The organism is Novosphingobium sp. UBA6272 (genome assembly GCF_002440635.1).
In the GTDB taxonomy this organism is placed as follows: domain Bacteria; phylum Pseudomonadota; class Alphaproteobacteria; order Sphingomonadales; family Sphingomonadaceae; genus Novosphingobium.
The window spans coordinates 82995-106678 of sequence record NZ_DJUW01000002.1 but is presented as its reverse complement, the minus strand read 5'-3'; the positions used below and the strand labels follow the sequence as shown (position 1 = coordinate 106678).

Annotated in this window: 27 protein-coding genes; 15 read left to right on the top strand and 12 right to left on the bottom strand. The window is 64.0% G+C overall.

The features are described 5' to 3' along the window. The 4 genes from B2V17_RS01185 to B2V17_RS01170 form a co-directional block, all read right to left on the bottom strand. Positions 1 to 354 carry a hypothetical protein gene (locus B2V17_RS01185; RefSeq protein ID WP_292994323.1) on the bottom strand — a complete coding sequence of 118 codons (354 nt, stop codon included), beginning with the start codon at positions 352 to 354 and terminating at the stop codon, positions 1 to 3. After that, complete coding sequence (locus B2V17_RS01180) at positions 351 to 635, bottom strand: hypothetical protein (RefSeq protein WP_292994321.1); 285 nt, start codon at positions 633 to 635, stop codon at positions 351 to 353. The genes B2V17_RS01185 and B2V17_RS01180 overlap by 4 nt, the downstream gene beginning before the upstream one ends. A gap of 367 nt (positions 636 to 1002) precedes the next feature. Then, positions 1003 to 3402, bottom strand: a complete 2400-nt coding sequence (gene clpA, locus B2V17_RS01175; RefSeq protein WP_292994319.1) for an ATP-dependent Clp protease ATP-binding subunit ClpA — start codon at positions 3400 to 3402, stop codon at positions 1003 to 1005. Positions 3403 to 3533: 131 nt separating this feature from the next. Continuing rightward, complete coding sequence (locus B2V17_RS01170) at positions 3534 to 3734, bottom strand: DUF1192 domain-containing protein (protein ID WP_292994317.1); 201 nt, start codon at positions 3732 to 3734, stop codon at positions 3534 to 3536. A 92-nt stretch (positions 3735 to 3826) separates the two neighbouring features. On the opposite strand from B2V17_RS01170, the gene B2V17_RS01165 reads away from it, so the two are divergent. Then, positions 3827 to 4831 (top strand): NAD(P)H-quinone oxidoreductase, encoded by a 1005-nt coding sequence (locus B2V17_RS01165; RefSeq protein ID WP_292994315.1) that lies wholly within the window; start codon positions 3827 to 3829, stop codon positions 4829 to 4831. Here B2V17_RS01165 and B2V17_RS01160 read toward each other — a convergent pair. Beyond that, positions 4828 to 5508 carry a hypothetical protein gene (locus B2V17_RS01160; RefSeq protein WP_292994313.1) on the bottom strand — a complete coding sequence of 227 codons (681 nt, stop codon included), beginning with the start codon at positions 5506 to 5508 and terminating at the stop codon, positions 4828 to 4830. The two genes, B2V17_RS01165 and B2V17_RS01160, sit on opposite strands and share 4 nt — an antisense overlap. A gap of 10 nt (positions 5509 to 5518) precedes the next feature. Next, a complete protein-coding gene (locus B2V17_RS01155; protein WP_292994311.1) occupies positions 5519 to 6265 on the bottom strand; it encodes a hypothetical protein in 747 nt (248 codons plus the stop codon). 158 nt (positions 6266 to 6423) lie between these two features. Between B2V17_RS01155 and B2V17_RS01150 the strand changes: the two genes are divergently transcribed. Then, positions 6424 to 7125 (top strand): DUF1013 domain-containing protein, encoded by a 702-nt coding sequence (locus B2V17_RS01150; RefSeq protein WP_292994309.1) that lies wholly within the window; start codon positions 6424 to 6426, stop codon positions 7123 to 7125. 49 nt (positions 7126 to 7174) lie between these two features. Further along, complete coding sequence (locus B2V17_RS01145) at positions 7175 to 8866, top strand: AMP-binding protein (RefSeq protein ID WP_292994307.1); 1692 nt, start codon at positions 7175 to 7177, stop codon at positions 8864 to 8866. Here the strand turns inward: B2V17_RS01145 and B2V17_RS01140 are convergent. Next, positions 8863 to 9219 (bottom strand): bactofilin family protein, encoded by a 357-nt coding sequence (locus tag B2V17_RS01140; protein ID WP_292994305.1) that lies wholly within the window; start codon positions 9217 to 9219, stop codon positions 8863 to 8865. The genes B2V17_RS01145 and B2V17_RS01140 overlap by 4 nt on opposite strands. Positions 9220 to 9223: 4 nt before the next feature. Then, positions 9224 to 10390 carry a M23 family metallopeptidase gene (locus B2V17_RS01135; RefSeq protein WP_324474623.1) on the bottom strand — a complete coding sequence of 389 codons (1167 nt, stop codon included), beginning with the start codon at positions 10388 to 10390 and terminating at the stop codon, positions 9224 to 9226. Positions 10391 to 10577: 187 nt separating this feature from the next. On the opposite strand from B2V17_RS01135, the gene B2V17_RS01130 reads away from it, so the two are divergent. The 9 genes from B2V17_RS01130 to B2V17_RS01090 all read left to right on the top strand — a co-directional run bounded on the left by B2V17_RS01130 (position 10578) and on the right by B2V17_RS01090 (position 17706). Further along, complete coding sequence (locus tag B2V17_RS01130; protein WP_292994303.1) at positions 10578 to 11840, top strand: glutamate-5-semialdehyde dehydrogenase; 1263 nt, start codon at positions 10578 to 10580, stop codon at positions 11838 to 11840. Between the two features lie 64 nt (positions 11841 to 11904). Continuing rightward, complete coding sequence (locus tag B2V17_RS01125; protein ID WP_292994301.1) at positions 11905 to 12546, top strand: nicotinate-nucleotide adenylyltransferase; 642 nt, start codon at positions 11905 to 11907, stop codon at positions 12544 to 12546. Between the two features lie 40 nt (positions 12547 to 12586). Further along, on the top strand, positions 12587 to 12985 hold the full coding sequence (gene rsfS / locus B2V17_RS01120; protein WP_292994299.1) for a ribosome silencing factor: 399 nt from the start codon (positions 12587 to 12589) through the stop codon (positions 12983 to 12985). A gap of 9 nt (positions 12986 to 12994) precedes the next feature. Then, positions 12995 to 13417, top strand: coding sequence for a 23S rRNA (pseudouridine(1915)-N(3))-methyltransferase RlmH (locus B2V17_RS01115; protein WP_292994297.1), 423 nt, complete (start codon positions 12995 to 12997; stop codon positions 13415 to 13417). Between the two features lie 8 nt (positions 13418 to 13425). Beyond that, positions 13426 to 14646, top strand: coding sequence for a murein hydrolase activator EnvC family protein (locus B2V17_RS01110; RefSeq protein WP_292994296.1), 1221 nt, complete (start codon positions 13426 to 13428; stop codon positions 14644 to 14646). An 81-nt stretch (positions 14647 to 14727) separates the two neighbouring features. Continuing rightward, positions 14728 to 16068, top strand: a complete 1341-nt coding sequence (locus tag B2V17_RS01105) for a S41 family peptidase (protein ID WP_292994294.1) — start codon at positions 14728 to 14730, stop codon at positions 16066 to 16068. A gap of 8 nt (positions 16069 to 16076) precedes the next feature. Then, entirely contained in the window at positions 16077 to 16550 is a 474-nt protein-coding gene (locus B2V17_RS01100; RefSeq protein WP_292994292.1) for a disulfide bond formation protein B, read from the top strand. A gap of 4 nt (positions 16551 to 16554) precedes the next feature. Then, positions 16555 to 17067, top strand: a complete 513-nt coding sequence (locus tag B2V17_RS01095) for a demethoxyubiquinone hydroxylase family protein (RefSeq protein WP_292994290.1) — start codon at positions 16555 to 16557, stop codon at positions 17065 to 17067. A gap of 96 nt (positions 17068 to 17163) precedes the next feature. Beyond that, positions 17164 to 17706: a hypothetical protein gene (locus B2V17_RS01090; protein WP_292994288.1), complete on the top strand. Its 543-nt coding sequence runs from the start codon at positions 17164 to 17166 to the stop codon at positions 17704 to 17706. A 1-nt stretch (position 17707) separates the two neighbouring features. Here B2V17_RS01090 and fabI read toward each other — a convergent pair whose 3' ends face one another. The 3 genes from fabI to B2V17_RS01075 are packed head-to-tail and all read right to left on the bottom strand — an operon-like array spanning position 17708 to position 20517. Then, the gene (fabI, locus tag B2V17_RS01085) at positions 17708 to 18511 is read right to left on the bottom strand and encodes an enoyl-ACP reductase FabI (RefSeq protein WP_292994286.1); all 804 of its coding nucleotides are present in this window, start codon (positions 18509 to 18511) and stop codon (positions 17708 to 17710) included. After that, complete coding sequence (locus B2V17_RS01080) at positions 18508 to 19551, bottom strand: YihY/virulence factor BrkB family protein (protein ID WP_292994284.1); 1044 nt, start codon at positions 19549 to 19551, stop codon at positions 18508 to 18510. Before B2V17_RS01080 ends, fabI begins: the two co-directional genes overlap by 4 nt. A 15-nt stretch (positions 19552 to 19566) precedes the next feature. Further along, a complete protein-coding gene (locus B2V17_RS01075; RefSeq protein ID WP_292994282.1) occupies positions 19567 to 20517 on the bottom strand; it encodes a DnaJ C-terminal domain-containing protein in 951 nt (316 codons plus the stop codon). A gap of 102 nt (positions 20518 to 20619) precedes the next feature. Here B2V17_RS01075 and pdxH point away from each other — a divergent pair, with 102 nt between their 5' ends. Then, positions 20620 to 21249, top strand: a complete 630-nt coding sequence (pdxH, locus tag B2V17_RS01070; protein ID WP_292994280.1) for a pyridoxamine 5'-phosphate oxidase — start codon at positions 20620 to 20622, stop codon at positions 21247 to 21249. Next, positions 21246 to 22160, top strand: a complete 915-nt coding sequence (locus B2V17_RS01065; RefSeq protein WP_292994278.1) for a cation diffusion facilitator family transporter — start codon at positions 21246 to 21248, stop codon at positions 22158 to 22160. The genes pdxH and B2V17_RS01065 overlap by 4 nt, the downstream gene beginning before the upstream one ends. 21 nt (positions 22161 to 22181) lie before the next feature. On the opposite strand, the gene B2V17_RS01060 is transcribed toward B2V17_RS01065, so the two are convergent. Next, positions 22182 to 23297, bottom strand: coding sequence for a serine hydrolase domain-containing protein (locus B2V17_RS01060; RefSeq protein ID WP_292994276.1), 1116 nt, complete (start codon positions 23295 to 23297; stop codon positions 22182 to 22184). Between the two features lie 32 nt (positions 23298 to 23329). Between B2V17_RS01060 and B2V17_RS01055 the strand changes: the two genes are divergently transcribed. Further along, positions 23330 to 23677 carry a hypothetical protein gene (locus tag B2V17_RS01055; protein WP_292994274.1) on the top strand — a complete coding sequence of 116 codons (348 nt, stop codon included), beginning with the start codon at positions 23330 to 23332 and terminating at the stop codon, positions 23675 to 23677. The last annotated feature ends 7 nt before the right edge of the window (positions 23678 to 23684 follow it).

Genomic DNA, 23684 nt, shown 5'->3' with positions numbered 1-23684 from the left:
CTAATTTTCTCTATGCAGCTCTTCCAAAAGACGCTTGCCACGGGCACTATTCTCTGGGGCGCCACGAAGAATATAAGCGCTCAACTGGGTATAAAGATCAGTTAGCAATTTAGCGCGCTGATTTTGCGGAAGATCATCGAGCTTTATATTTGAAGCACCTTCAATTTGAGTCACAATCTCCGCAACAGTAGAGGCAATTTTCTTTCTATCTCTGTTTGAAATATAAGACGGAGTCATCTTGTTGCTATCAATTTTATAACCACTCTTCGATACTGCTAGAGAAGCTTGATAGATCGTTTCAATAATGGAAGATCTATCAAGGTCGTCGATTTTAAGATCCACTTTGACAGTCATCTCGCATCTTCCTCAAAACGAATGATATCGAACTTCTTTCTCGGCAAATTTTCAATTATATATTCTTCGGACGTTGGCCTGGCGGAAGCCGAAACGGGTGCGGGCTCGCAAATATTTTTAACTAATCCAAAGGGTATAGCTAATAAAAGCGGGCTGAATTCATTGTTATCTGCCGCATTAACCATTTCTATGATTCTATCTCGGGCATCCGAGTCGATGACATTTTGCCGAAAACGAGATTCCGCCCCTTTTATCAGTCCTATTTTGTTCTGTGATATCATAGCACTATGCCTCTCACCGCTGCGGACATCTTCCGCAAACCGGTCATACAACTTAATCGGATGCGAAGACGCGGGATTTGTTCTTCCAAATCGATCCGGCGTTGGGCACGGCGCACACCAAACATAGTGAACGTCGCGATAAAACCTCGCCCCGATTAGGTAAGCTAGCTGCGTGATGGTGCTGTACAGAATTAGCGGCAATCGATTCCCCCCCCGAGATCATTGCAACTCCGATCGAAGCATTGTCCGAGTCAGGTAGTGTGTCAACAAACACCGGGCTTCTATTCACCATCAGAATACCTCGGAATAGATTTTTCGAACCTGTTCAGTTTCGAAACTTGTTTTTGAAAAACCATTCGTTCTTTCGCTAGCTCTGATCTTGATTGGTGGTTGGCCCCGCCTTGCCCTTGCGCTTTGGCTTTGGCTTGGCCTCGGCTGCCGCCTCGGCCGCTGCTTCGGCGGCCTTCTTGGCCTTTCGGTCCAGCTTGGGCGGAGCCGGGGTCAGTTCGAAGCTGAGAGCTTCTTCCTTGACCGAGACGTGGACCTCGCCGCCATTGCGCAGCTTGCCGAACAGCAGTTCCTCGGCCAGCGGCTGCTTGACCTTCTCCTGGATCAGGCGGGCCATCGGCCGCGCGCCATAGAGTTTGTCATAGCCGCGCTTGCCGAGCCATTCGCGGGCATCGCTGTCGAACTGGATGTGGACGTTCTGTTCGGCCAGCTGCAGTTCGAGCTGGAGCACGAACTTTTCGACCACCCGCGCGATCACTTCGGTGCCGAGATATGCGAACGGCACGATCGCATCGAGCCGGTTGCGGAATTCGGGGCTGAACATCCGCTTGACCGCTTCGTCGCCGGCATCGGCCTTGGAAACGTCGCCGAACCCGATCCCCTGCTTGGCCATGTCGCTGGCCCCGGCATTGGTGGTCATGATCAGCACGACGTTGCGGAAATCGACGGTCTTGCCGTGGTGATCGGTCAGGCGGCCGTTGTCCATCACCTGCAGCAGGATGTTGAACAGGTCAGGGTGAGCCTTCTCGATTTCGTCGAGCAGCAGCACGCAGTGCGGTTGCTGGTCGACCGCGTCGGTCAGCAGGCCGCCCTGGTCGAACCCGACATAGCCCGGAGGCGCGCCGATCAGGCGGCTGACCGAATGGCGCTCCATATATTCCGACATGTCGAAGCGCTGGATCGGGATGCCCAGGATTTGGGCCAGCTGCTTGGACACCTCGGTCTTGCCGACGCCGGTCGGGCCGGAGAACAGGAACGAGCCGATCGGCTTGTCCGGATCGCGCAGGCCGGCGCGGCTGAGCTTCATCGCCGAAGACAGCACTTCGATCGCCTTGTCCTGGCCGAACACGACCCGCTTCAGGTCCTTTTCAAGGTGCTCAAGCGCGCTGCGGTCGTCGCTGGAGACCGACTTGGGCGGAATGCGGGCCATGGTCGCGATCACTGCCTCGATCTCGCGCGCGGTGATGGTCTTCTTGCGCTTCGAAGGCGGCACCAGCATCTGCATCGCGCCAACCTCGTCGATCACGTCGATCGCCTTGTCGGGCAATTTGCGGTCGTTGATGTAGCGCGCCGAAAGCTCGACCGCGGTTTTGATCGCATCGGGGGTATATTTGACCTTGTGATGCTCTTCGAAGGCGGTCCGCAGGCCCTTGAGGATCTTGATCGTATCTTCGACCGTCGGTTCGTTGACGTCGATCTTCTGGAAGCGGCGCAGCAGCGCGCGGTCCTTTTCGAAGTGGTTGCGGAATTCCTTGTAAGTGGTCGAGCCGATGCAGCGGATCGCCCCGCTGCTGAGCGCCGGCTTGAGCAGGTTGGAGGCATCCATCGCCCCGCCGCTGGTCGCACCGGCCCCGATCACGGTGTGAATCTCGTCGATGAACAGCACGGCATCGGGCATCTTCTCAAGCTCGCTGACGACCTGCTTGAGGCGTTCCTCGAAATCGCCGCGATAGCGCGTGCCGGCCAGCAGCGCGCCCATGTCGAGCGAATAGATCACCGCGTCCTGCAGCACCTCGGGCACTTCGCCTTCGACAATCTTGCGCGCCAGCCCTTCGGCGATCGCGGTCTTGCCGACGCCGGGATCGCCGACATAGAGCGGATTGTTCTTAGAGCGGCGGCAGAGGATCTGGATCGTCCGGTCGACTTCGGGTCCGCGTCCGATCAGCGGATCGATTTTGCCGGCCATCGCCCGTTCGTTGAGATTGACGCAGAACTGGTCGAGCGCCGAATCCTTCTTGTCCTTGGCCTGGGCCTTTTCCTCGGGCTGCGGGGTTTCGGGGGATTCGGATCCCTGCGGGCTGCGATCCTCGATCCGCTTGCCGCCCTTGCCGATCCCGTGGCTGATGAAGCTGACCGCATCGAGCCGGGTCATGTCCTGCTGCTGGAGGAAATAGACCGCATAGGAATCGCGTTCGGAAAACAGCGCGACCAGCACGTTGGCGCCGGTGACGGTGTCCTTGCCGCTCGACTGGACGTGCAGGATCGCGCGCTGGATCACCCGCTGGAACCCCGCCGTGGGCGAGGGATCGCCCTTTTCCTGGGTCTTGAGCGACTGGTATTCCTGATCGAGGTACTGTTTGACCACCTCGGTCAGCTCGCCCAGTTCGACCCCGCAGGCGGTCATTACCTGGGCGGCGTCCGAATCGTCGATCAAGGCGAGCAGGAGATGCTCCAGCGTCGCATACTCATGGCTGCGGTCCGACGCATTGGTCAGCGCGGCATGCAGCGTCTTTTCGAGGCTCTGGGCGAAACTGGGCATCTAGTTGGGTCTCCAAGGGAGGGTAGACACTCCGGACGGTGAATTTGGCACTGTCAGAGAATATGAAGAAGCAGGGTTAACCAAACCTATATGGGAAGCTTCCGCCGAGCAAAAAGGGGCGGCACGCTTCATCAGCTTGATCGCGGCTTGAACAGGGCATCGGCGGCGGCTCGGTGCGCGCTGACCTTGTCCCGGTGCGCCTTGATCCGGGCGACCTCAGCCTCAAGCAAGGCAATCCGTTCGGCCAGCTCGTCCTGAGAATAGGGATCGAGCAGCTCCTTCGCCAGCAGACTGGCGGCATCGCCTTTGGGCCGGGGCAGGTCTTCGTCCATCGGGGGGCAGAATCGGACGGTCGGCGCTTGCTGTCAACCGGCCAAGCAGCTAGGGCGCTGGCCGTGGCCCTTCGGCAACAGGGGATCGACAAATGGCTGAAAAGTTACCCGAAACGATGCGTGCCGCGCATTGCGATGCGCCGGGCGGGCCCGAAGTTCTCCACCTGAAGGAATTGCCGCTGCCCGCGCTCCAGGCCGGCGACGTGCTGATCAAGGTGGCCTTCGCCGGGGTCAACCGCCCCGATGTGATCCAGCGTCAGGGTTTCTATCCCCCGCCGCCCGGAGCCTCACCGGTTCCCGGACTGGAAGTTTCGGGAACGGTTGTCGCGCTGGGCGATTGCACCGATCCCGCTCTGCTCGGCCAGCCGGTCTGCGCGCTGACCCCCGGCGGCGGCTATGCCGAATATTGCCGGGTTCCCGCCGGGCACTGCCTGCCGGTGCCCCACGGTCTGCCGCTCGACCAGGCCGCCGCCCTGCCCGAAACGCTGTTCACCGTCTGGCACAACGTGTTCGAACGCGGCTATGCCCGCGAAGGAGAAACCATCCTGGTCCATGGCGGGACCAGCGGGATCGGCTCGATGGCGACCATGCTGGGCAAGCTGTTCAGGCTGACCGTCATCGTCACCTGCGGCGGAGCCGACAAATGCGCCGAAGCGCTGCAGATCGGTGCGGATCACGCGATCGACTACAAGGCGCAGGACTTTGTCGCGGAAGTGGCCCGAATCACCGGCGGCAAAGGGGTCGAAATCGTGCTCGACATGGTCGCCGGCGACTATGTCGCGCGCAATCTGAAATGCCTGGCCGAGGATGGCCGGCACGTGACCATCGCGGTCCAGGGCGGGCTGCAGGCCACCATCAACATGGCCGAAGTGATGCGTCGCCGCCTGCACCTGACCGGATCGACCCTGCGGCCGCGCTCGGACCAGTTCAAGACGCTGCTGGCGCATGAAATTGCCCAGCTTGCCTGGCCCCTGGTGGCCGATGGCCAGCTGCGCCCGGTGATGGACCAGGCCTTTCCGCTGGCCGAAGCTGCCGCGGCCCACGCCCGGATGGAAGCCGGGGCCCATATTGGCAAGATCGTGCTGGCGGTCGGCTAGTTCTCGTAAAACCCGCCGTAATCCGGCTCGGTTTCCCAATAGGCCTCGTCTGGACTTTGGGTCTTGAGCCGATAGTTATCGGCAAACAGCCAGCCCAGAGCATCGCGGCGCTTTTGCCGTTCGACTGTGGCCCTGAGGCCCGGATTGGTCGAGATCGCCACGGCATCGAGCAGCCGCCCGAACTTGCGGCAAGCCTTGTTCAGGGCTTGCTTGTTGCGAGCATAGGGCTGATCGGGCTGGCCTGCTTCGTAATAGTAGTTGGCAAAATCACCAATTGCATCGTCGATTTCCTTGCCGAATCGCGCCGGGTTGAGCAGCCGGTCCTCGCCAAGGTCCAGCTCGTGTGCTCTATCAGAGATACGGATTGTCCAGCGCACTTGTAGCAGCCCGCTCGATTCCCCCGAGGGTTTGAGGTCGAAACGAATCGTGCTGCCTTCGGCATCTTCGGCGGCGGGAATTCGGATCGTTGCCGATCCCGGTGTGGCCGCTGCGACGCGCGGGGCGATCCGCCCGATGCCGAGCCGGTCCAGCGGCGAAGGGCAGGCCGCCAGCGCTGCAATCCGCGTCCGCATCGCCGCTTCGGTTATGTTGACCGCGCGGCTGCCTGTCACTTCGTTCGGGCCAGAGCCGCAGCCGGGCAAGGCCAGGATCGCCGCAAGCGGAACAATACTCCGCATCGATCGCAGACTATTCTTCGTTGGGGCCGGCATAGTCGCCCTGGGCATCGTCCATCGGCCGGGCGTTTTCTTCGGCCTGGGCGCGTTCGGCGCGCTCGGCGCTTTCCTGACGGTATTCCTCTTGGCGGGCCGCATAGCCGGGATCGTCCCCGCCAACATATTCACCGTAGGGATTGGATCCACTCTCACCCAGACCTGAGAGCCAGCCGAGGCCGGCCATGTACCATTCGGGATATTTGCTGATGTCCTGGGCCAGACGCAGCTTCTTGCTGTCGGTGATGATCGCCAAAACCGTCAGCATCCGCGAGAAGTCGCGGCGTTCCTCTTCGATCGACTTGCCGGCTTCCAGCTTCTTGGCGGCGGAGCGCATCAGCGCGCGAATGATGATCTCAACCTTGGTTTCGCTGATCACCATCGACTTGCCGTCATAGGTCACTTCAGTGCTCGGTACGTCGACCGCGCCATGGATCACCGTGCTCTGGCCGTCTTCCGAACCTTCAAAAGTCAGCTTGATCGCCGTCTCGAATTCGCCGTCGCCGGGAATCGTATAGAGGATCTCATTCTTGGCGGGGCGGGTGCGAACCACTTTCAGGCCTGGGAACAAACCTGAAATCTCGGGATCGACACCGGTTCCGTCAAAGGCGGCGGCCACCCTATCGACAGGCCGGCCGACATGGATGGCGAAGTCCTCGCTCCCGCGCCCGCAGGCGGCAAGCAGCAGGCTGGCGAAAGCGGCAAACACGATCCGGCGCAACATTGAATCCCCCCAAAGCACGGTTTGGCGCAGAAACTTATAGTTGCGAATCACTAACATGCGGTTTGCATGCTTGCCTGAGGTGCGAATTGCGCCTAGATGCGCGACAAATGGCCGCTCCGAAAGGGGCGGCCCTTCTATTTAGAGCCGGAGAAAACCCCGTGACCAAGCCGACCCCGCTGATGCCGCATGCCACCGCTTCGTGGCTGGTCGACAATACTGCGCTGAGCTTCGAACAGATCGCCGATTTCTGCGGCCTGCACATTCTTGAGGTCCAGGCCATGGCCGATGATCTGGCCAGCTCGAAGTACACCGGACGCGATCCGGTCCGCTCGGGCGAGCTGACCATGGCTGAAATCGAAAAGGGCCAGAACGATTCCGGCTATGCGCTGGTGATGCAGAAGGCGCCGGTCAATGTCAGCCGCACCAAGGGCCCGCGCTATACTCCGGTGTCGAAGCGCCAGGACAAGCCCGATGGCATCGCCTGGATCCTGCGCAACCATCCGGAAATCTCCGACGCGCAGATCGGCAAGCTGATCGGCACCACCCGTAACACCATCGCCGCGATCCGCGATCGCAGCCACTGGAACATCGCCAACATCCAGGCGAAGGACCCGGTGACCCTGGGCCTGTGCAGCCAGCGCGAGCTTGATGCAATCGTCGCCAAGGCCGCCAAGAAGGCTGGTCTGATCGATCAGGCCGGCGATGATGCCCGGCTGGGCGATGACCGCGCCTCGCTGATCGAGGAGCTGCGCGCCGAACGCGAAGTTCAGGCCAAGGCCGCCAGCGAAGCCGCACAGGAAGCCGAAGCCGCCGCCTGGCTTGAAGCAAAGCGCGCGGCCGAAGCGGCGGGCGAAGAGTAATTTCGCCTGACCGCTAGGCTTTTGCCCTGCAAAGGCCTATGTCGCTGACATGGCTGTCAATAAGACCGACGCGGAACCCTGGCGCGAACACTTCGCGCATCCCGGATCCTGGGAGCTGGCACTGCCGCCGCTGACCCTGGCCGAGATGTTCGGCGAGGCTGCGGCCAAATATCCCGGGCGGCCGCTGGTCGATTTTCTGGGGCGGCGCTATCGCTTCGCCGAACTGCATGCCGAGGCTGCGGCTTTCGCCAAGGGGCTGCAACAGCTGGAGATCGGCAAGGGTGACCGGGTCGGGCTCTATCTGCCCAACGTTCCGATCTATGTTTCGGCCTATTTTGGCGCGGCCATGGCCGGGGCCACGCTGGTCAATTTCAGCCCGCTCTACACCGCCCAGGAACTGGCCGCGCAGGTTGCGGACTCGGGCACCCGGCTGCTGGTGACGCTCAATTCCGCCGCACTGCTGCCGACCGCGCTTGAAGTGCAGCGCAGCTCTTCGCTTGAAACGCTGGTGGTCGGCTCGCTGGGCGCGATGCTGCCGCTGACCAAGCGGCTCCTGCTGGCCGTGCTGGGCCGCAAGGCGATCACGGCGATCCCGGTCCAGTCCGGAGTGCTGCACTGGGAGGCGGTCCTGGCCAAGGGAGTTCCGGCCCCGGTAGAGATCGATCCCGAAACCGATCTGGCCTTGCTGCAATATACCGGCGGCACAACCGGCACGCCCAAGGGAGCGATGCTGACTCACCAGAACATCACCGCCAATGCCCGCCAGGTCAACGCTCTCGATCCGCAGGCCGGTAAGCGCGATGTGATCGTCGGGGTGCTGCCGCTGTTCCACGTCTTCGCCAATGTCTCGGTGCTGAATCGGACGGTGATCAACGGCGGCTGCATCGCGATGCTGCCGCGCTTTGACGCTGGTCAGGCCCTGAAGACGCTGGAGCGGGTCCGCGCTACGGCTTTCCCCGGCGTGCCGACGATGTACCAGGCGCTGCTCGATCATCCGCGCGCAGCCAAGACCGATTTTTCCTCGCTCAGGGTCTGCATTTCGGGCGGGGCGCCGCTGCCGCTGCCGCTCAAGCAGCGTTTCGAGGCGTTGAGCGGTGCCCGGCTAGTTGAAGGCTATGGCCTGACCGAAACCTCGGGCGTGGTCTCGTGCAATCCCTATGAAGGTGAGGAGCGGCCCGGAACGATCGGCCAGCCGCTGGCCGCCACCCGGGTCCGCCTGCTGGACCGCGAAGACCCCACCCGCGATGCCGCGCGGGGCGAGCCCGGCGAACTGGCGATCCAAGGCCCGCAGGTGATGCAAGGCTATTGGCAGCGCCCCGATGCAGCCGCCGGCGCCTTTGCCCAGCGTGATGACGGGCCCTGGCTGCGCACCGGCGATGTCGCGACGATCGACCCGCAGGGCTACATTTCGATCGTCGACCGGATCAAGGACATGATCGCGGTCGGCGGCTTCAAGGTCTTCCCCAGCCAGGTTGAGGCCGTGCTGGAAGAGCATCCGGGGGTAAAGGAAGTGCTGGTGATCGGCGTGCCCGAAGAGCGGCTCGGCGAAGTGCCGCGCGCCTATGTGACATTGCGCGATGGTGCCGGGGTCGATGGCCCGGCGCTGCGCGACTGGCTCAATGCCCGGATCGGCAAGCACGAACGGGTCGATTCGGTGGTGGTGCGCGAAAGCCTGCCCAAGACGATGATCGGCAAGCTCGATCGCAAGGCCTTGCGTGAAGAACTGGCGAAAGAGGTCTAGCTCGCCGCCAGCGCGACAACCGCGCTTTCCTCGCCCACCGCGCGCGGCGCGAATCGGCCGTCGACCTGGGCGCCCTGTTCGATCGTCAGCGAATCATAGTTGACGTCGCCGTGGATCCGCGCGGTTTTCAAAACCACCAGATCGCGTACCGAGATCGTACCGCGCACTGTGCCCGACAGACGGGCGCTTTCCGCCGTCACGCCGCCGACGATCTCGCCGCTCTCGCCCTGGACCAGCGAGGTGCAGGAAACGTCGCCCTCAACCCGGCCGTCGACGTGAAGATCGGCCGATGCCTTGACATCGCCCTTGATGCGGATGTCGGCACCGAACACCGAGAAGGTCGAATTGGCCATCGCTCTACCGCCTGGGCTGTGCGGCGTCGCCGCCGGCTTTTTGGAAAACATTGGGAACAGCCTCCAGGAAGGGGCGGGGATTGACCGGCCGGTCGTTGATCCGGACCTCGAAGTGCAGGTGCGGCCCGGTCGAGCGGCCGGTGCTGCCGATCAGGCCGATCAGTTCACCCGGCATGACCGGCTTGCCGACCACAGTGCGGAAGCCCGACATGTGGGCATAGCGGGTGATCAGGCCGTTGCCGTGATCGATCTCGACCACATTGCCATAGCCCGAGCGCTGCCCAACGAAGCTGACCGTGCCGCGCGCGGCGGCATAGATCGGCGCGCCCATCGGACCCTTGAAATCGAGCCCGGGATGGAAATCGGCCCCGCCGGTAAATGGATCGGCGCGATAGCCGAAGCCCGATGAGATATATTCGAGGCTGGCCGGCAGCGCCTGCGGCAAAGCGGCGACCGACCGTTCCAGCGCTTCCATCCTTGCCAGGCTGAGGCCGAAACGCTGGAAGCGCGGGTCGATCGAACCATCGGCGGCAGTGGCCAGCATGATCAGGGGACCACCCTGCGCGCTCTTGTCGTCGAGTGAGGCGAGCATTGCCTGCGGATTGAGGCCCAGCCGGACCAGTTTGGCTTCGGCTGCGGCCGAGCGGCGATCGGCCAGCCGGGTCAGCCCTTCGATGAAAGCCAGCTGCCGGGCCTCGATCTCGGCCAAGGCGGCCGCTTCGGGCAGGAACAGGCTGACCTTCTTGACCGTGGCCGATGCTTCGGTCTGGCTGTTGGAAACGGTTTCGCCGACTTGCTCGTCCTTGGGAAGGTCACCGATATGGGCCTGGGTTACCTTGTCGATGAAATCCTGACGGCGTTTCAGATCGTCGGCCACCTTGCCGATGTCGTCGCCATAGGCCTTGAGCCGCGATTCGGAGCTGGCGACTTTGGCCTCGCGATCGAGCAGCGAATCGCGGTCGCGATTCGCCAAATAGCTGGATGCGGCCATCCCGGCCATCGACAGAATCCAGAACAGCAGCAGCGCGGCAACCACGCCGGCCGCGGTCATCTGAACCCGCGAAGAAACCTTGATAAAACGGACCTGTCCTTCGGACCGCATGAAGAACTCGCGATCCGGAAACCAGGTCCGCAGGCGGTCCTTGAATCCGCCGACGGAAAGATTTTGCAAGACGACCCCGAGTCCCTACCCAGTTGTTATAGGCCGCGCGCTAGCAGAGGGTTAATGCGGTGGCGAATCCGCAGGTGGCCGGACTCGCCGAATCGAAGTGCTGACGCGACGAATCGTTTTTGTTGCTGACATTTGTGAAAGTCGCTGAAGCGGTGACAAGCGCGGGCCGGGATGTTAGGCGCCTGCCATGTCGAAGCTCCTGCCTCCCGATGACCTGATTGCCCAGCTGGCAAGGGCCGGCCGAGAGGCGCAGCGCGCGCTCGGACGAATGAGCCATGACGCCAAGGCGCAGGCGCTGCGCGTCGCTGCGGCCGCGTTACGAAAGGCTGAAGCCGAAGTGCTTGCCGCCAATGCCGAGGACCTTGCTGCGGGCGAGGCTAGCGGCCTTTCCCCGGCCATGCTCGACCGGCTGATGCTCGATTCCTGGCGGCTTGCCGCGATTGCCGATGCGGTTGAAAATGTTGCCGATCTTGCCGATCCGGTGGGGCAGGAGATCGAGCGCAGCACCCGCCCCAACGGGCTGGTGCTGAGCCGGGTGCGAGTGCCGGTCGGGCTGATCGGGATCATCTACGAAAGCCGGCCCAACGTGACGGCGGATGCTGCAGCGCTGTGCGTCGCCTCGGGCAATGCCGTGCTGCTGCGCGGCGGCAGCGAGGCGGTGCGTTCGAACCGGGCGATCCATGCCGCGCTGGTCCGCGGGCTGACCGCCGCGGGCATACCCGCAGCGGCAGTGCAACTGGTCCCGACCCAGGACCGCGCGGCAGTCGGCGCGATGCTCACCGCGGCGGGGCTGATCGACATGATCGTCCCGCGCGGCGGCAAGAGCCTGGTGGCGCGGGTTCAGGCCGATGCGCGAGTTCCGGTGCTGGCGCACCTCGACGGGATCAACCATACCTATATTCACGCCGCCGCCGACCCGGCCAAGGCGATCCAAATCGCGATCAACGCCAAGCTACGCCGTACCGGGGTTTGCGGGGCAATGGAGACGCTGCTGCTTGATGCGCAGTTCCCGGCTGCGCCGGCCGTGGTGGCGGCGCTGCTCGATTCGGGCTGCGAGCTGCGCGGGGATGCCCGAGCCCGGGCGCTCGATCCGCGGATCGGCCCCGCCAGTGCGGAGGACTGGGATACCGAATACCTCGATTCGGTCCTGTCCGTTGCCGTGGTCGATGGTCTGGATGCCGCGCTGGCCCATATCGCCGCGCATGGCTCGCAGCACACCGAAGCGATTGTTTCCGAGGATGAAACGGCGGTCGAGCGGTTCCTGTCCGAAGTCGACAGCGCGATCGTCATGGCCAATGCCAGCACCCAGTTCGCCGATGGCGGCGAATTCGGGCTTGGCGCGGAAATCGGCATTGCCACCGGGCGGCTGCACGCCCGCGGCCCGGTCGCGCTTGAAGGGCTGACCACCTACAAATGGCTGGTCCGCGGAACAGGTCAGATCCGGCCGTGATGGCGAGGTTCATTGCCATGAACCCGGGCCGGCCAGGGACCTGTCGCCTTTGTCGCGACAGCCAATGAAGCGCATCGGGCTTCTGGGCGGGAGCTTCAACCCCGCGCATGGCGGGCACCGCCGGATCAGCCTGTTCGCGCGCAAAGCTCTTGGCCTCGATGCGGTCTGGTGGCTGGTTTCGCCGGGCAATCCGCTCAAGCCCAAGGCCGGCATGGCCCCGCTGGCTGCGCGGCTTGGATCGGCGATCCGGGCCGCGCGCGGCGTGCCGATCCTGCCGACGCAGATCGAGCGCGAACTGGGTACGCGCTATACCGTCGATACCTTGCGCAAACTGCAGGCGCGCTATCCCAGACACCGCTTCGTCTGGCTTATGGGAAGCGACAATCTGGCCCAATTCAACCACTGGAAAGACTGGCGTTCGATCGCCCGTGCCATGCCGATTGCGGTTATCGCCCGTCCGGGCTATGATGGCGCTGCCCAGGCGAGCCCCGCTCGGGCCTGGCTCGGCCGATACCGGCGGTCCGCAGCCAGTCTGAAGCACCGGGCAGGATGGAGCGCACCCGCGCTGATACAATTGCGATTCGATCCCGATCCGCGCTCGGCGACTGCTATTCGCCGTGCCGATCCAGAATGGGCCAACCGGTTTTCCGGCAAGCGCCTGCGGGATCCATTGACGCACCATCCGGTCGATCCCGACATCGCATGATCCCCTGCGAAGCCCTTATTGAGGAGCGGTTCCCGCTTACATGACATCTGCCCAACCTGCCCCGGCCGCTGCCGCCGGCACCCCCGCCCCGCTCCCTCCGTCAGAGCCGGGTTCGCTCCACGAACTGGTGCTCAAGTCGCTTGACGACGACCAGGCGCAAGAGCTGGTTTCCATTCCGCTCGAAGGCAAGAGCTCGATCGCCGATCATATGGTGATCGCCTCGGGTCGTTCGACCCGCCAAGTCGCCGCCATGGCGCAAAAGCTCGCCGAGCGGATCAAGCACGGCGGGTTCGGCCATGCCCGGATCGAAGGCCTGCCTGCGGCAGACTGGGTCCTGATCGATGCCGGTGACGTTGTGGTTCACCTGTTCCGGCCCGAAGTACGCAGTTTCTACAATCTGGAACGGATGTGGGCATTCGGGGACTCGGGCACCGCCTGAGCCACCGCGATGCTGCTGCACGTCATCGCGCGCGGCAAGATTGGCCGCTCGCCTGAGGCCGACCTGATGGCGCGCTATCTGAAGCGCGTGACCTGGCCGATCAAGCTGACCGAATTGCCGGATGTCGGCGGGACATTGCCAGCGCCGCAAAGCCAAGCACGAGAGGTGCTGCTCGACGAACATGGCAAGCAGATGTCTTCGGAAGAATTCGCCGCGCTGCTCGGGCGCTGGCGCGATGATGGCGTGCGCGAAGCGCGGTTCCTGATTGGCGCGGCTGACGGGCATGGGGAAGAGGCGCGCGCCAAGGCCGACCTGCTGCTTGGCTTCGGGGCGATGACCTGGCCGCACCTGATGGTCCGGGCGATGCTGGCCGAACAATTGTGGCGCGCAACCAGCATTCTTGCTGGCCATCCCTATCATCGTTCGGGATAAGTGCCGCGATGCGCCGCCGCTTTGCCCTGTCTGCTCTTGCCGTCCTGGCCTTGGCTGCCGGGATCCATGGTTCGTCGGCGCAGAACCGGCTTGAGGTCTATGAAAGCACCGAAGATGCCCAGCAAGCGCTGAACAATGCCGAGGCCCAGGGCAAGGACGCCCGGACCCGCGCCGAAGCGCTGGAAACCAAGGCTGCAACCGCCAGCGCCGCTGCGGACAAGACCGCGCAGGAAAGCGCCGCTCTGGCCGCCCGCGTACAGGAGGCCGAGGCCCAGATCGCTGCCAATGAAGCCAAGATCCGGCTGATCGGCCAGCAGCGCCAGGTGCTGCGCGCCGAACTGGCCCAGCGCCAGCGTCCGCTGGTCGAGCTGACCGCCGCGCTGCAGCGGCTATCACGCCGACCCGCGGTGTTCTCGTTGCTGCGCCCGGGATCGCTGCAGGACGCGGTCTATCTGCGGGCGGTGCTGGAAACGATGTTGCCCGAAGTCGCGCGCCGCACCGCCGGCCTGCGAGCCGCGATCGAGCGCGGCAAACGGCTTGAGGCCGAGGCCGTTCAGGCCAGCGCAGATTTGCGCAACAGTCAGACCGAACTCAATCGCCGCCGTCAGCAACTGGCCGCACTCGAGGCCCGTCAGCGGCTCGATTCGCGCAGTGCCAGCGGCTTTGCCGACCGCGAGGCGGAACGTGCACTGGCTCTCGCCGAGCAGGCCCGCGACCTGACCGGGCTGGTCGGCGAACTCGACAAGGCCGGGCGTCTGCGCGATCAGCTGGCGGCCTTGCCCGGCCCGCTGCTGCGCCCCGGTCAGCCGCAGAATGCCGCGGCCCCAACCGTAACCGAGGCCGCTCCGGCGCCGACCAATGCCCCGGCGCAGTATCTGCTTCCGGTCGGCGGGCGGCTGGTCGCGGGGTTCGGCGATGGCGGGGCCGGTCGCGCCCAGTCGCGCGGGATTTCGATTGCCGCGCGGGGCGGAGCCCAGGTCGTTTCGCCCGGAGCCGGACGAATCGTCTTTGCCGGGCCTTATCAAAGCTATGGCTCTATTGTGATCATCGAACACGGTGGCGGGTGGACCTCGCTGGTCACCGGGCTAGCCCTGCTCGATACCCGGGTTGGGCGTTCGGTGGTGGCGGGATCGCCGCTCGGGCAGGCCGGGCCCGGACGCCCGGTGCTGACGCTGGAGCTGCGCAAGGACGGCAATCCGGTCAACCCGCTGGACTTCCTGCGGCGCTGAATGTCTGCCCAATCCGCCATCTGGCGTTAACCTGCGCCGCGCGATAAGAAGCATCTGCAATTGCAAAAGGCCCGCTGACCGATGAAGCTTTCTTCCCTGCTCCGCGCCACTGCGCTGGTTTCGGCCGTAGCGCTGATCCCCGCCACCACTGCCGGGCTGGCTGCGGTCGACGGCCGCTCGTCGAGCCAGTTCGAACGGCTTTCGATGGTCTACCAGCTGGTCAAGCTGCGCTATGTCGAAAAGGTCGACGATACCAAGCTGGAAGATGGCGCGATCGACGGAATGCTGGCCTCGCTCGATCCGCACTCGTCCTATCTTTCGGGCGCCTCAATGCAGCGGCTCAATACCATGATCGACGGCAACTACTCGGGCCTGGGCCTGTCGGTGGTGATGGATGACGGGGCGGTCAAGGTGATCGCGCCGATGAAGGGCAGCCCGGCCGAGGCCGCCGGGGTCAAGGCCGGCGACTATATTACGCACCTCGACGGTAAGCTGATCTATGGCGGCGAACTGGACGATGCCGTGGCGCAGATGCGCGGCGAAGCGGGAACCAAGATCCGCCTGACGCTGTTCCGGTCCGGGCGCGACCAACCGTTCGACGTGACGGTCACCCGCGGGGTGATCAAGCTTGAGCCGGTCACTTGGGAGCTGAACGACGGGGTCGGGGTAATCTCGGTCAACGAATTCAGCGCCGATGTCGGCACCGATGTCGCCAAGGCGATCGACGACCTCAAGGCCAAGTCGGGCGGCAAGCTCGCCGGTCTGGTGCTCGACCTGCGCCAGAACCCGGGCGGGGCGCTGGAAGAGGCGGTGGCGCTTTCCGATATCTTCCTGACCAAGGGCGATATCGTCTCGCAGCGCGGCCGCAACACCCGTGATGATGAATACTTCAAGGCCGAGAGCATGATCCCGGGCGACCTCGTCAAGGGTCTGCCGGTGGTGGTGCTTATCGATTCGGGCTCGGCCTCGGCCTCCGAAATCGTCGCCGGGGCGCTGCAGGATCAGCGCCGCGCGGTGATCATGGGCGAGCGCAGCTTTGGCAAGGGTTCGGTCCAGTCGCTGTTCTTCCTCGACAACAGCCGGACCAACGCGGTCAAGATCACCACCGCGCGCTACTACACCCCGCTCGGCCGGTCGGTTCAGGAAGGCGGGATCGTGCCCGACATCGCCGTGCCGCAGCTGTCCGATCCCGATGCGCGCCGCCGGGCCGAACTGTCGATCCGCGAAAGCGACCTGCGCCGCCACCTCGTCAACGAAGTGGCGATGGACGACAAGAAGCTTGAGGCTGACCGCCAGCAGGATCCGCGCTTCAAGATGACCGCCGAAGAGCTCAAGACCAAGGGGATCAAGGACTTCCAGCTGTACTACGCGATCCAGACCCTGCGCCGCACCGCTCCCCCGGCGATGGCCAAGAAGCGCTGAGGCCAGCGATGACCGAAGTATTGCGCCGGGCTTCGCTGCCCAACCGGATCGCGCTGGGCGTGCCGCTGGCACTTTTGGGTGGGGCCTACCTCAGCCAGTACGGCTTCGGCCTCGCGCCGTGCGAGATGTGCTGGTGGCAGCGCTATGCCCTGATCGCCGCTCTGCCGTTTGCCGTGCTGGGCTGGCTGCGCCCGTCGCTCCGGTTGGTCACCGCGCTGGCGCTGCTCGGTATCTTGGCCGGCGGGCTGATCGGCGGCTTTCACGCCGGGGTCGAATATGGCTGGTGGGAAGGGCTGACCGCCTGCTCGACCGGGGTCAAGGCCGGCGCGGGCAATGCGCTCGATGCGATCCTCGATGCGCCGGTGATCCGTTGCGACGTCGCACCGTGGAGCCTGCTGGGGATTTCGCTGGCCGGCTGGAACTTTCTGATCTCCGTCCCGTTGGCGCTGGTGGGCCTTGCCGGCCTGCGCAAGGGAGCGTGACGGAATGAGCAATCGCACCGCTCGGATGCTGCGGGTCGATCAGGCCGGTGAATATGGCGCGACCCGGATCTATGCAGGGCAGCTGGCCGTACTGGGTGACCGGACCGAAATCTCGTCGGAAATCCAGCACATGGCCGAGCAGGAAGCCGCGCACCGGCGAAAGTTCGATGCCTTGCTGGCCGAACGCGGAGTCCGCCCCACGGCGCTGCAGCCGTTCTGGGATCTTGCCGGCTTTGCCCTGGGCGCGGCAACTGCGCTGATCGGGCCCAAGGCGGCCATGGCCTGCACCGCCGCGGTCGAAACCGAGATCGACCGCCACTATACCCAGCAGCTTGAGGAACTGGGCGAAGACGATCCCGAACTGTCCGGGCTGATCGAAGAGTTTCGCGAGGACGAGCGCGCGCACCGTGACGCGGCGCTGGCGGCAGGGGCCGAGCAGGCCCCGGCCTATCCGCTGCTGTCAGGCGCGATCCGGCTCGGCTGCCGTGTTGCAATCCGGCTTGCCGAACGGATCTGACACTGCGGTTTTGATGCACAGCAAAGCGCGCTGCCGCTTCATCTGTCATTCAGTGCCAAGGGCCTCTATATCGGGGTCATCAACAGGAGTTTCACCATGCGTCCGCTGATCGCTGCCCTGCCCATTGCACTTGGCCTCGCGCTCGCCGCCCCGGCTATCGCGCAGGATGCCGCGCCCGAGCCGAAGATGAACATGGTGATCATCTATGGCGATGACAAATGCCCCGAATCCGGCGGCGACACGATCACCGTCTGCGCCCGCAAGGCCGAGGCCGAGCGCTTTCGCATTCCAGAGCCGCTGCGGACCAGTTCCAGCCCGTCGAACGAAGCCTGGAACAACAAGGTCATCGCTTATGAAACGGTCGGCCGCGCCGGCACGATGAGTTGCTCGCCGGTCGGCGCGGGCGGCTGGACCGGCTGCACCGGGCAGATGCTCAAGCAGGCAGCCGGCGAGAAGGCGACCGATCCCAACATCAAGTTCGGCCAGTTGATCGCCGAGGAACGGGCCAAGCGCCTGTCGACGATCGACGCCGATGCCGCCGATACCCAGTCGCGGGTCGAAGAGGTCGAAAAGCAGATGGAAGACCGGCGCAAGGCCGAGGAAGAGGCTGCCGCGGCAGCCCCCGTCCCGCCCAAATAGGTCAGCTAAGCGCGATATCCGGCGCGTCTTCCTGCTTCATTCCGATCAGGTGGTAACCGGCATCGACATGATGCGTCTCGCCGGTCACGCCCGATGACAGGTCAGACAGCAGGTACAGCGCCGATCCGCCGACATCTTCAATCGTCACATTGCGGCGCAGTGGCGAATTGAGCTCGTTCCATTTCAGGATGTAGCGGAAATCGCCGATCCCGCTGGCCGCCAGAGTGCGGATCGGGCCGGCCGAGATTGCGTTTACCCGGATATTTTCGGGCCCGAGGTCGTTGGCGAGATATTTGACGCTGGTTTCCAGCGCCGCCTTGGCCACACCCATCACGTTGTAATGCGGCACGACCTTTTCTGCGCCGTAGTAGCTGAGCGTCAGGATCGACCCGCCAATCGGCATCATCTCCTTGGCCCGTTTGGTTACAGCGACCAAGGAATAGGCGGAAATGTTCATTGTCATCAGGAAGTTATCGAGACTGGTATCATAATACCTGCCGCGCAATTCGTTCTTGTCGGAGAAGCCGATCGCGTGAACGACGAAGTCGATGGTCGGCCAGCGCGCAGCAAGTGTCGCAAAGGCAGTGTCGAGCGCAGCCATATCGGAAACGTCGCAATCGATCAGGAAATCGCTGCCCAGGCTGGCTGCGAGTGGTCGCACGCGTTTTTCCAGCGCTTCACCCTGATAGGAAAAGGCCAGCTCAGCGCCGGCCTCGTGCAGTTTCTGGGCGATCCCCCAGGCCAGCGACTTGTCGTTCGCCAGGCCCATGATCAGCCCGCGTTTCCCCTTCATCAATCCTGTCATGCGTTCACCCCGTCATCGGTATTTGCGGCGGACTTCTTTTGCCGGTGTTCTTCCCGCCAGCGGCCAAGCAGATCCTGTTCTTCGGGACTCTCGGCCAATGCGGCATTCAGTTCAGCACCTACTACCAGTCCTAAGCCAACCAGCCAGAAAAAGAAAAGCGCGATCATCACCCCGGCCAGGCTGCCATAGGTGAGGTCATAGGTGAAAAAGCGGTGAAGCAGCGCCGGCAAGGCCGCGCTGACCGCCGCCCACCACACGGTTACCAGCAGCGCGCCGGGCCACTTGGGATAGCGGCGCTTGCGATAGGCGCTTGGAGTGAGCGTGAAGAACAGAAAATAGAGCGCCGCATAAATCACCAGCGCCGGAGCAAGCCGCGAAGTGCCAAGGGTGCCAATCCAGTCGGCAAAGCGGGGATACCCTGCCTGAATCACTTCTTGCGTCGCCCCGATCGCGACCTGCACGATCAGGCTGAACAGCAAAGCCACCACCGCGACCACGATCACCCCGGTGGAAATCAGGCGGTAGCGCCAATAGGCATAGGTTTCACGTGTGCCATAGGCGCGGCGCAGGATATCGCGAATAGTCTCGATCAGACTGCCGACGGTCCACAGCCCGACCAGCCCGCCAATCCACAGCAGCCAGCCGCTGCGGGCCACGATCACGTCCATCGCGACCGGCTCCAGTGCAGTCGCGACGATTGGCGGCATGGCCTTGAGGAAAGCATGGACCGAAGCTTCGCGTTGGGCTTGCTCGCCAATCAGGCTGAACACCGCGCCGACCGTGACGAAGAACGGGAAAAGCGCCAGGATCGCCATATAGGCGAGGTTCCCGGCGTGGATGAAGCCATCGTGATAGGCCCCGGTCCAAACCCGCGCGAGGACCCTGAACGGGCGCGAGTTCCAGAACCGGCCCTGCGGCCCGACATGTTCGTCGTAAGCCTCTTTAAGGTGATCGCGGGCCCGTTTCCGGCGCGCTTCTGGCGACAGGTCGGGCATTGCCAACGGCGGCAGATGCGCATCGTCCGGTGCTCGCTCCTCCACGCTTGCCGTCCGACCTCAGACGCCCAGCCGGGCGCGCAGGTTGCGTGGATCGCGCCAGCCGTCGAGCCGCCGGGCGAGGTCGTCGTCACTTTCCGGCAGCTGCACCTCGATTGTCACCAGCTGGTCGCCGCGGGCTCCGTCCTTGCGGCTGAAGCCCTTGCCCTTGAGACGCAGGGTCTTGCCCGAGCTGGTCCCCGGCGCGACAGTCAGCATCACCGCGCCCTCAGGCGTCGGCACTTTGACTTTGGCCCCGTTCACTGCCTCATCGAGGCTGATCGGAAGGTCGAGCCGCAGATTGTCGCCATCGCGGCGAAAGAACGGATGCGGCTGCAGGTGGATCACCACGATCGCATCGCCGTTGCCGCCCGGGCCGGGCTCACCTTTGCCGGCAAGGCGCATCTGGGTGCCGTCTTCAACCCCTGCAGGCAGCTTCAGATCGATCGTCTTGCCGTCGGCCAGGGTGATCCGCTGGGTCGCCTGCATTGCCGCGTCGGGCAGCGATACGCCGAGCTTGTACTGTACATTGGCGCCCTTCGGTGCCGGGCCGCGACGCTGCTGGCCGCCGCCAAAGCCCCCGCCCATTCCGCCCCGGCCGCCGAACAGCCCATCAAAGATATCGCCAAGATCGATTCCCTCGGCCCCGCCGAAGCCTTCGAAGCCATCGGCCCGGAACCCCCGCTGGTCGCGCCCGCCGAACCCGCCTCCCGGGCCGCCGCCACCGCCATAGCCGAAGCCCATGCTGGGATTGCCGTCGATATCGATCTCGCCGCGGTCAAACCGGGCGCGCTTGTCCTTGTCGGACAGCAGGTCATAGGCGCGGGTGACTTCGGAGAAGCGTTCCGAAGCCTTTGGATTGTCCTTGTTGCGGTCCGGGTGGAGTTCCTTCGCCAGCTTGCGATAGGCGGACTTGATGTCCTTCTCGCTCGCGCCGCGCGCCACACCGAGGATCGAATAGGGATCGGCCATGGCGCTTAGCTAGGTGTGTTATGCCCATAGGGCAAGGTTTCGCCGCTTGTTGCGAGACGGTTGCGCTTCCTTCGGCGCGGCCGGGCCGCTATGCGCGGGGGCATGGATGAAGCTCAGGCCAGCAACGCGATCCCAGATTCTGCACCCTTTACGCTGTTCGACGAATGGTTCGCCGAGGCGCGCAAGAGCGAACCCAACGATCCCGAGGCGGTGGCGCTGGCAACAGCCACTGCCGAAGCCTTTCCGTCGGTCCGAATGGTGCTGATGAAGGATCATGGACCGGACCTGCTCAGTCCGCAGGGCGGCTTCGTGTTTTACACCAACAGCCACAGCCGCAAGGGCGGGGAACTGCTGGCCAATCCGCAGGCGGCGATGCTGTTTCACTGGAAGTCGCTGCGCCGCCAGATCCGCATCGAAGGCACGATCGCCCAGGTGCCGGACGCGATGGCCGATGCCTATTTCGCCAGCCGCAGCCGCGATTCGCAGCTGGGTGCCCATGCTTCGGACCAGTCGGCACCGCTCGCCTCGCGCGGCGAATTCCTCGCCCGGATCGCCAAAACAACTGCCCGGCATCTTGTCGGCCAGGTCCCGCGGCCGCCGCATTGGACTGGGTTCTGCCTGACCCCCAGCGCCTTCGAATTCTGGATGGATCGCCCCTTCCGTCTGCATGAGCGCCGCCGGTTCGAGCGCGCGGCCGATGGCGGCTGGACCAGCGCGCTGCTTTATCCATGAGTACCAGCGCCAGTCTCAATCGCAGCGCCGCGCTGGCTTCGATCGCAGTCGCGCTATTGCTGGTCGGGCTCAAGGTCTGGGCGGTCTTTGCGACCGGGTCGACCGCCATGCTCGGCAGCCTGGCCGATACGGTGCTCGATCTCGTCGCCAGTCTCGCCACCCTGGCCGGGGTCTGGGTTGCGGCCCAGCCCGATGACGAGAATCACCGCTTCGGCCACGGCAAGGCCGAGGCGCTGGCGGCGATGTTCCAGGTCGTGCTGATCTCGATCTCGGCGCTCAGCCTGGCGTTCCGCGCAGTGGAGCAGTGGATCGCGGGAACCCGGCCGCAAGGGGCGGAGGGCGGGATCGCCGTTTCGCTGATTGCGATGGCTGCCACCTTTGCGCTTCTGGCTTGGCAGCGTCACGTGATCCGCAAGACCGGCAGCCTCGCGATCAGCACCGATCATGTCCACTACCAGTCCGACCTGCTGCTCAACCTCGCGGTGATCGCCGCGCTGGCGCTTGATCAGTATGCGGGGATCGCGGGAGCCGATCCGTTCTTCGGCCTCGCCATCGCCTTGTGGCTCGGCTGGGGGGCCTGGGGTGCTTCGCAGCAAGCCGTTGACCAGCTGATGGACCATGAATGGCCGGATGAACGCAAGGCATCATTCCTTGAGGCAGTGGCGCGCCATCCGGAGATCAAGGGCCTGCACGATCTGCGCACCCGCACTTCAGGGGATCGCGATTTCGTGCAGTTCCACCTGGCGGTCGATCCCCACATGACGATTGCCGAAGCCCATGTGGTAATGGACGAGGTCGAGGCGATCCTGGCAAAGGAATTTCCGGGCGTGGAGATCCTGATCCATCCCGATCCCGAAGGCCATGTCGATCCGACCGACCTGTCGTCGGAAGACCTGCTCGCCAAGCTTTAGATATGCTCTCGAATTGCGGCGCTATGGGAAAAGGGTCACAATCCGGGCAATCGCGGCACGGACAGGCTCGTGCACGCCGTCCTGGGTTTTGCCCAGCCGGACCGCGACCACGCCGTTGTCCCGGCTGATCACCACATACTGGCCCAGATGGCCGTTCATTGAAAAGGTTGCCGGGCTGGCCCCGGGCCATTGGACCAAGCCGTCCGGTCCAGGCAGATTGAGCCAGGTCTGCGCCCCATAGCTGCGGTTGCGCGGGCTGGGGGTGGTCATGAAATCGATCCAGGCTGATGGAACCAGTTGGGCGCCCTTCACCGCGCCGCGGTTGCGCAGGAATTCGCCGAACTTGGCCCAGTCACGCGCGCTGCCGTGGATCAGGCTGCCGCCGATCAGGGTGCCCGAGGCGTCGAATTCGGGGACCATGCTTTTCATGCCGATCGGTTCGAACAGGCGGGTGCGGAGGTATTCGCGGACAATGCGGATCCGCTCTTGCGGATCGTTGCTGCTTGTCAAGGCGCGGGTGGCTAGGTCAGCCAGGATCACTGTCGTGGCGCTAGAATATTCGAACTTGGAACCTGGATCGGCTTCCAGCGGCTGGGCCTCGGCATAGGCGGCCATGGCGTCGCGTCCGTCGAGGAACAGCATCCGCACCTCGTCGCTGTTGTAGGGCGGATCGCCGGCTTCGGTGTGGCGCAGGCCCGAACGCATCTGCAACAGCTGGCGCAGGGTAATCTCACCGCGCGGATCACCGGGGCGCTGCCAGGCCGGGATCGGCACGCTTTCATCCAGTCGCAGCCGCCCGTCTGCAACCAGCTGCCCGATCATCACTGCCGTCACCGTCTTGGCCATCGACCATGATACGAAGCGGGTATTTTCGTGGTAGCCAGGGGCATAGCGTTCAGCCACGATCTGGCCGTTGTGAAGCACCACCACGGCCCGCGTCTCTGCATTTTCGGGCGCGCTGAACAGCGTGTCGACCGATCGGGCCAGCTGCTCACGGTTGACCCCGGGCTTTTCGATCACCGCCTTGACTGCGGCTTCGGCCAATTCCGGCTGCGGCTGCGGCGCTTGCTGTCCGCAACCGATCAGGGCTGGCAGAGCCAGCATGGGAAGGATAAAGGACTTTGAAACGCCGGGCATGGTGCCCGCTTCCCTCGCCCAAAGGCTCGACAATGGCAACCGTCAAACCGAATCCTGCCACCAGATCGCCGTGGCGTCGCCGCATGCTGATGCTGGGGCTGGCGCTTATCGTGGCACTGCTCGCAGTGTTCTGGAAGCCGCTCAACGGCTATGCTCAGGCCGGGACCGCCTATGGTGCGCGGGTCGCCTGCTCGTGCCGGTTCGTCGGCGGGCGCGAGCTGAGCGATTGCAAGAAGGATTTCGAACCGGGCATGGAGCTTGTGCGCCTGAGCGAAGATGCCAAGGCCCGCAGCGTCACCGCCAGCTTTCCGCTGCTTTCCAGCCAGACCGCAACCTACCGCGAAGGGCCGGGCTGCCAGCTTGAGCCGTGGCAGAGCTGACGCCGAA